Genomic DNA, 7,647 nt, shown 5'->3' with positions numbered 1-7,647 from the left:
TCAGTGACCGCTCGATCTCGGCGGAGATCTCGCGGATCTGGCTTGCGGCCTCGCTGGAGGTCGCCACGAACGAGCTCTGGGCATCGCGGGCGCTGCCGAGGATCGCCTGCGCGGTGTTGGTGCCGACCGAGGCCAGGGTGCGCTCGACATCGACGGCCAGCGACTTGACATGGTTGGCTGCTTCCGTCGACGCGGTGACGAGGGTGTTCTGCGCCTCGCGGGCGCCGGCCGTCAGCATCTCGACGGTGCCGGAGCCGGCCATCGACAGTGCACGCTGGATGTCGGCGGCAAGCGCCGACACCTTGGTCGCGGCCTCGGTCGACGCGTTGACCAGGGTGCTCTGGGCCTCACGCGCGCCTGACGTGATCGATTCCGCGGTGGCGGAGCCGGCCATCGACAGCGAACGCTCCATATCGGCCGCCAGCGAGCGGACCAGATCGGCGGCCTCCGTGGATGCGGCTGCCAGCGTGCTCTGGGCCTCGCGAGCGGAGGCGACGACGGCTTCCGCGGTGGCGGAGCCCGCCATCGACAGCGAGCGCTCGATGTCGGCCGACAGCGTGCGGACCAGGTTGGTGGCTTCGGTCGACGCGCCTGCCAGCGTGCTCTGGGCCTCGCGGGCGGAGGCGACGACGGCTTCCGCGGTTGCGGTGCCGGCCATCGAGAGCGAGCGCTCGACGTCGCTGGCGAGCGACTTGACCTGGCCGGTGACGTCGGTCGACGTCGAGATCAGCGTGGTCTGGGCCTCGCGGGCGCCGGTCATGATTGCCTCGGCGGCGGCAGAGCCGGCGGTCGAGAGCGAGTGCTGCACGTCGGCCGCGAGCGTGCGGACCAGGTTGGCGGCTTCGGTGGATGCACCGGCAAGCGTGCTCTGGGCTTCGCGAGCGGAGGTGACGACGGCTTCCGCGGTGGCGGAGCCGGCCATCGACAGCGAACGCTCGACGTCGCTGGCGAGCGACTTGACCTGGCCGGTGACGTCGGTCGACGTCGAGATCAGCGTGGTCTGGGCCTCGCGGGCACCGGTCATGATCGCCTCGGCGGCGGCAGAGCCGGCCATCGACAGCGACTGCTCGACATCGCTGGCGAGCGACTTGACCTGGCTTGCGGCTTCGACAGAGGCGCTGACCAGCGTGGTCTGCGCGTCACGGGCGCCCGACAGCACGGAGGCTGCGGTGGCGCTGCCGGCCGCCTGCAGCGTGCGTTCGACATCCTCGGACAGTGCCTTGATCTGCGAGGCAACGTCGCCGGAGGCCGAGACCAGCGACACCTGGGCGTCGCGGGCACTGGTGAGGATCGAGTTGGCGGCGCTGGTGCCGACGGCGGTCAGCACGCTCTCAACCTCGGCCGAGCTCAGCTTGAGCTGGTTGCCGACGTCCGCGGACACGGTGAGCAGCGCCTGCTGCGCCGTGCGCGCGCCGGTCTGGATGGTTTCGCTGGTGTTGACCACGAGGTTGGTCAGCGAACGCTCGGCGTCCTCGACATGGGACTTGATGCTCGACGACAACAGCTCGGCGCGGGACATCAGGTCCTCGCTCGCCTGGCGGCCGCTGCTCTCGATGCGGCCGGCGACGGCCTCGACGCGCGAGCCCAGCAGGTCCTCGAATTGCGCGACGCGGGTGTCGATGTCGCTGGCGATGACGCCGACGCGGCTCTCGATGCCCTGCTGGATGTCGGCGAAGCGCGCCGAAATGGTGTCGGTCAGGTTCGCGCTGTGACCATTGATGGTGTCGGCGAGGCGGGTGCTGTGGCCGTTGAGGGTGTCGACCAGGCGGACGCTGTGGCCGTCGATGGTCTCGGTGACGCCGTTGATGCGATGGTCGACCGCGGCGATCGCCTGCACGGTGCCTTCGGTCAGGGTGGTGGTGAGCAGGCCAAGCCGCGAGTCGATCGACTGGATCGCCTGGGAGGCGCCGTCGGTCAGCTGGGTCGCGAGCGTGCCGAGATGGCCGTCGATGGTCTCGGTGACCGACTTGGCGCGGCTCTCGAAGGTGACCTCGAGGGACTTCATGCGGCCGTCGATCGCGTCATCGAGCGATTGCAGACGGCCGTCGAACGAGCCGATCTTGCTGGCGAGCGAACTGTCGAACGACGACAGCTTGTCGGTCAGCGAGGCGTCGAGATTGGTGACGCGGCTGCCGAGCGTGGTCTCGAACTGCAGCAGGCGCTGGTCGAGCGAGGCGGTGATCTCGCCGCTGTTGCTGGTGACACGGTGGTCGAAGGTGTCGACATAGGTCTTCAGGCTGTCGGCGATGTCCTGGGTCCGCTGGCCCATGCGCTCGACGATGTCGCCGCCGAAGGTCTTCACCGTGCGGTCGAATTCCGAGATGTGGCGGGTGATCAGCGCGCCGAGCGTGCCGGAGTCGCGGGCGAATTTCTCGGCGAGCTCGCTGCCATGGTTCCTCACCAGGTCGTCGAACGCGCTCATCTGCAGCGACAGCGAGTCGTGCGCGGTCTCGGTTTGGCCCACCACCTTGGCGACCAGCGAATTGACGGTGACGTCGAGCGCCTCGCTTGCCTTGTCGCCCGACGTCAGGATCTGGCCGGCGAGGCGGTTGCCGGCATCGTCGATCTTGCTGACGAGGTCGTTGCTGCGCAGCTCGAGCTCGAGCAGCAGCGAGTCCGCAGAGTTCTTCAGGGAGTCGTGGACCTCTTCGGTGCGATCGGAGATGCCGTCGACGATGACAGACGAACGCTGCTCGAACTCGCCGGTGATGCGGTCGATGCGCTCGTTGAGCAACTGGTGGACGCGATCGGCCAGATCGACGAACTCGTCATGGACGTGGCCGGTCTTGAAGTTGAGGCTGGTGGTCAGCCGTTCTGAGGCGTCCATCACCGCGCGCGTGGTCTCGGCGCTGGCTTCCTCGAGACGGTCGAGCAGGTCGCCGCCGCGCTCGCCGAGCGCGAGGATCATGTTGTCGCCGGCATGGCTCAGCGCGGTCGTGATGTGCTGGCCGCGCTCTTCCAGCGCGCCGGTGATGCTCTTGGCGACCTCGTCGACGCGCGAGGCGATCGCGTCCGAGATCAGCGCGATGTCGTGGCGCAGGTCGATCTGCACGCCGGAGATCGCGCTGCGCACCTGCTCGGCCTGGCCGACCAGGTTGTCGCGCTGGTGGGCGATGTCCTGCAGCAGCGCGCGGATGCGCACCTCGTTGTCGGAATACGCGCGTTCCAGTGCCGCGACCTCGTTGGCGACGAGGGTCTCGAGTTCGCCGGCGCGCGCGATCGCGCGCTCGACGCCGTCGCCCATCGCCGCGACCTCGCGGCGGATCGCCTGGCCGACCGTCACCATGGAATCGGCGGCGGCGTTTTCCGGCTCGGAGAATCGCATGGCGACCTGCGCCATCGATTGCGCGATCATCTGCATGCGCTGACCGTGCGCGGCGAGGCTGGCGAGATAGTAGAACAGCAGGATCGGTACGGCGAACAGCGCGGCAAGGCCGGCGAGCACCAGGACGCCGGTGCCCTGAGCCATCGAGGCCTGCAGGGCCGGCCAGAACGCGATGGTGAGGATGACGCCGCCCAGCAGCCAGGCGCCGGAGCAGACAAAGAACAGCGTGAAGGCGTTGCGCGCGCGTCCTCCCTGCAGCGTCTGCAGCATCTGGCCGATGGTTTCGCGATCATCATTGGCGGCGCGGCGCGGCGCGCGCGGTTCTTCGATCGGCTCGAACGCCGAACGATCGGAATTACTCGGACGCGACTCGAACGATGTGGCTGAAAAATCGGCAGCGGGCGGCAGGTTCGGCGGCGCGGCGCCTTCGTTGAGGGGGCTGCGATTCTCCGCGCCCTGTTCGCTGATGTTGAGGGCTTCCTGGATGGCAGAAAGCGCGACTTCGGTGGGGTCTTTGACCTTCTTGGGAGTGTTCGCCATGTTCAGTCTGAGCCCTCTCACTATTTTACGCGTCGGCGAGCCTGCGATCGTCCCCACGCAAGCTCGAAGCCGGTGCCCACAAGCGGAGCGCAAGCCGGCCCCCTCGGCGGCTTGTCCGCTACATCCGCAAACATCCTATTGGGAGAGCGATGCGAATGAAATGCTTGCGATTAATACTTTCTTAATCATCGTTAACAGCTTTGCGCCATAAGGCCTTATGGGCACTCGAAATTCCCGCTGCAGAGCGTCGATTGTGTCCAGAAATTGTCCAGAATCGGGCGGTTTTGCCGATCATCCCAACAACAATCCGTTAACCAGTTTCGTGATTGGCTGGGGCAACGATCCGCCGGCGAGGGCCGGCGGAGACGACAGGGACAGGCCATGCCGCTTCACCTCGAACGGGTCGAATGGACGCAATCGCCGCCGCTGGCGCCCGGCGCCGGGCCGATCGACGTCGATCATCTTCAGCGCATGACGCTGGGCGATCCGGGCCTCGAGCGGGAAGTGCTGGCCATGTTCTCGACCCAGTCGGCCCGGATCCTCGGTGAACTGGCCGCCTTGCCGCCCGAGGCGGCGACCCATGCCCACACCCTGAAAGGATCGGCGCGGGCGATCGGCGCCTTCGGCGTCGCCGAGGCTGCTGCCCAGCTGGAGACCGCGCTGTCCGGCGGTTCCGATGCGGCCCAGCCGCTTGCCGCGCTCGGCGCCGCGATTGCCGAGGCGCGCACGGCGATCGAGCTGATCCTGGGCCGCGCCTAGGCGTCCGGCGTCTCGGCGGCCCGCTGCGACAGCTTGGGCGGCGTCCCAACCGGCGGGCAGGTTTTCGGTCTCCGCGCTAGCGCTGTGCGGATCGACCCGTTATACGACTGCCCGGGACCTTTCCATCCATCGTCCGGCGCATTCCGGCAGCACGAGCAATCATGGCCAAAATCCACTTTATCGACCATTCCGGCGAGAAACGCACAGTTGACATCGAGAACGGCGCGACGGTGATGGAAGGCGCGATCCGCAACGCCATTCCCGGCATTGAAGCCGAATGCGGCGGCGCCTGCGCCTGTGCGACCTGCCATGTCTATGTCGATGAAGCCTGGCGCGAGAAGGTCGGTGCGCCGTCGCCGATGGAAGAGGACATGCTGGATTTCGGCTTCGACGTGCGTCCGAATTCGCGGCTGTCCTGCCAGATCAAGGTGACCGACGATCTCGACGGACTGGTCGTGTCGACGCCGGAGCGACAGGCCTAGAGCCTTTCGTTCCGATTGAATCGGAACGAGGCTCTAGATTTTTGTTTTGACGCGTTTTCTTCACGCGAACCGGTATCCACTTCGCTTGAAAACGCTCTGCCGTCTCTATTCGCCGTCCGGATTCACTCCGCGACGGACCCAGCGGCGGAAGTTCTGCTTGACCTCCGCCGGCAGCGGCGTCGGCCTGCGCGTGGCCTCATCGATCATCACCGTGACCGCCTTCGCCGACGCCACGCATCTGCCTTCCGAAAACACCACCTGGTCGAAGTGGTCGATGTGCGTCCAAACTTGACGAGCCCGAGCCCGAGCTCGATCTGACCCGGCCAGTGCAGCTCGGCGCGGAAATGGATGTCGAGGCGCACCATGATCCAGCCGAGCCCCGCCGGCATCAGCCCCATGCTGCGGTCCTTTACCAGCGTGACGCGGCCGGTTTCAAAATAGCTCGCATAGACGGCGTTGTTGACGTGCCCGTTGGGGTCGAGATCGGCAAAGCGCACATTGTCGGACAGGCGATAGGGAAAGTCTTCCAGGCGCGGCGCATCGTCAGCACGGACAGGGGCATTCACGAGGGGGATCTCCGTCGGTTTCCCGCCCATACAGCCGACTTGCGCAGGCTCGGCAAGGGGTTGCCGCGCCAGCCGCTGTCCCTATTATGCATGTCGCGATCCGGCCCACTTGGCTGGACAGGCGAAAAAGCCGTCCAGTCGATTTCAACTGAAAAGAAGCGGACATGAGCGAAGCGATCAAGACCGATGTGCTGATTATTGGCGCGGGCCCCTGCGGACTGTTCGCCGTGTTCGAACTGGGCCTGCTCGACATGAAGGTGCATCTGGTCGACATCCTCGACAAGATCGGCGGGCAGTGTGCCGAGCTCTATCCCGAGAAGCCGATCTACGACATTCCCGGAATTCCCTTCGTCACCGGTCAGGGCCTCACCGAACAGCTGCTGGAGCAGATCAAGCCGTTCAATCCGACCTTCCATCTCAACGAGATGGTGGAGAGCATCGAGAAGATCGGCGATCCCTTGTTCCGCGTGAAGACCGATGCCGGCAAGGAGTTCGAGTGCAAGGTCGTCGTGATCTCGGCCGGCGGCGGCTCGTTCCAGCCGAAGCGCCCGCCGGTGCCGGGCATCGAGGCCTATGAAGGCACGTCGGTGTTTTATGCCGTGCGCAAGATGGAGCAATTCCGAGACAAGAACATCCTGATCGTCGGCGGCGGCGACTCCGCGCTCGACTGGACGCTCAATCTGCATCCGATCGCCAAGCGCATCACGCTGCTGCACCGGCGCGACGATTTCCGCGCGGCGCCGCACAGCGTCGAGCAGATGCGTGCGCTCGTTGCCGACGGCAGGATGGATCTGAAGATCGGACAGGTCACGGGGCTCGAAGGCGCCAACGGCCAGCTCTCGGGCGCGGCGCTCAAGGGCAACGACAATGCGGTCTCGACGATCGCCTGCGATACGATGCTGCCGTTCTTCGGACTCACCATGAAGCTCGGCCCGGTCGCGAACTGGGGCGTGGCGCTGGAGAACAATCTGGTGCCGGTCGACACCGCGGCGTTCGAGACCAACGTGTCAGGCATCTTCGCGATCGGCGACATCAACACCTATCCGGGCAAGCTCAAGCTCATTCTCTCCGGCTTCCACGAGGGTGCGCTGATGGCGCAGAAGGCGCACCGCTACGTGTATCCGGACAAGCGGCTGGTGTTCCAATACACAACCTCGTCATCGAGTTTGCAGAAGAAGCTCGGGGTGAACTGATTTCACTCGGGCAGAGACCAATGCCGGGGGCATGGGCCACTTCCTGCGCGGCTCCTGCGCGGCGCGGGCACTGGAACGCTCCGTGAAATGGCCGTAGTCTGCTTGTAGTCGAGTTGGTCGATTGATCAGGTGATGATGATGCGGAACACGCTATCCAGACTTCGGCTGATCCTCGCGATCGCCACGGCCTTTGCGCTAGCTGCTCCGCTTGCGGCCTCGGCGGCCGACCCGTCGGCTGCCGGCCTGTGGCAAAAGATCGAAGACGGCAAGCCCGAGGGCTGGTTCCTAGTGATCGAGCGCAATGGCCTGTTCGAAGGCATGATCGCAAAGATGTTCTCATCGCCCGGCGACCCGCCCAATCCGATTTGCTCGAAATGCACCGACGATCGCAAGGACATGCCGTGGCTCGGCATTCCCCTCATCCGCGACATGAAGCGCAACGGGCTCGCCTATGAAGGCGGCAACGTGCTCGATCCGCGCAACGGCAAGGTCTACAAGGCCAAGATGACGTTGAGCGCCGATGGTCAGACGCTGACGATGCGCGGCTTTCTCGGCATCTCGCTGTTCGGCAAGGATGAGGTCTGGACCCGGCTGCCTGACACCGCGGTGGCCCAACTCGATCCCGCGATCGTCGCCAAATATCTGCCGGCGCAAGCCGCCGTGGCGAAGCCGGCGGCGCCGGTGCCCGCGACGAAGCGGCACTAATCTTACTGTGTCATAAGTGGATCGGCGGGTCGCGCCCTTTGATGAGCCGGATGCAGCAAGGACACCTTTGCATGCGG

4 protein-coding genes and 2 pseudogenes are annotated in these 7,647 nt (G+C 65.7%); 4 read left to right on the top strand and 2 right to left on the bottom strand.

Annotated elements, in window-relative coordinates; translation table 11 throughout:
• Positions 1-3,865, bottom strand: a pseudogene (locus Q2M23_RS26965) (negative regulator of septation ring formation); the annotation flags it as partial.
• A 381-nt stretch (positions 3,866-4,246) separates the two neighbouring features.
• Between Q2M23_RS26965 and Q2M23_RS26960 the strand changes: the two are divergent.
• Together Q2M23_RS26960 and Q2M23_RS26955 are read left to right on the top strand one after the other, a co-directional pair.
• Positions 4,247-4,624, top strand: a complete 378-nt coding sequence (locus Q2M23_RS26960; protein WP_316397624.1) for an Hpt domain-containing protein — start codon at positions 4,247-4,249, stop codon at positions 4,622-4,624.
• A 161-nt stretch (positions 4,625-4,785) separates the two neighbouring features.
• Complete coding sequence (locus Q2M23_RS26955; protein WP_016841525.1) at positions 4,786-5,106, top strand: 2Fe-2S iron-sulfur cluster-binding protein; 321 nt, start codon at positions 4,786-4,788, stop codon at positions 5,104-5,106.
• A 105-nt stretch (positions 5,107-5,211) separates the two neighbouring features.
• On the opposite strand, the pseudogene Q2M23_RS26950 reads toward Q2M23_RS26955, so the two are convergent.
• Positions 5,212-5,672: pseudogene (locus tag Q2M23_RS26950) on the bottom strand (acyl-CoA thioesterase).
• A gap of 164 nt (positions 5,673-5,836) precedes the next feature.
• On the opposite strand from Q2M23_RS26950, the gene Q2M23_RS26945 reads away from it, so the two are divergent.
• Complete coding sequence (locus tag Q2M23_RS26945) at positions 5,837-6,865, top strand: NAD(P)/FAD-dependent oxidoreductase (protein ID WP_057016688.1); 1,029 nt, start codon at positions 5,837-5,839, stop codon at positions 6,863-6,865.
• 138 nt (positions 6,866-7,003) lie between these two features.
• Positions 7,004-7,570, top strand: a complete 567-nt coding sequence (locus tag Q2M23_RS26940) for a DUF2147 domain-containing protein (protein WP_316397623.1) — start codon at positions 7,004-7,006, stop codon at positions 7,568-7,570.
• Positions 7,571-7,647 lie beyond the last annotated feature (77 nt).

Source organism: Bradyrhizobium sp. 33ap4 (assembly GCF_032654765.1).
GTDB classification, from domain to species: domain Bacteria; phylum Pseudomonadota; class Alphaproteobacteria; order Rhizobiales; family Xanthobacteraceae; genus Bradyrhizobium; species Bradyrhizobium australafricanum.
The sequence above is the reverse complement of the archived record's forward strand: the minus strand, read 5'-3'. Positions and strand labels throughout refer to the sequence as shown.

What these genes read in the sequence shown, in the direction of transcription:
- Q2M23_RS26960 (WP_316397624.1), top strand. Translation starts at nt 4,247, where the DNA reads ATGCCGCTTCACCTCGAACGGGTCGAATGGACGCAATCGCCGCCGCTG.
- Q2M23_RS26955 (WP_016841525.1), top strand. Translation starts at nt 4,786, where the DNA reads ATGGCCAAAATCCACTTTATCGACCATTCCGGCGAGAAACGCACAGTT.
- Q2M23_RS26945 (WP_057016688.1), top strand. Translation starts at nt 5,837, where the DNA reads ATGAGCGAAGCGATCAAGACCGATGTGCTGATTATTGGCGCGGGCCCC.
- Q2M23_RS26940 (WP_316397623.1), top strand. Translation starts at nt 7,004, where the DNA reads ATGCGGAACACGCTATCCAGACTTCGGCTGATCCTCGCGATCGCCACG.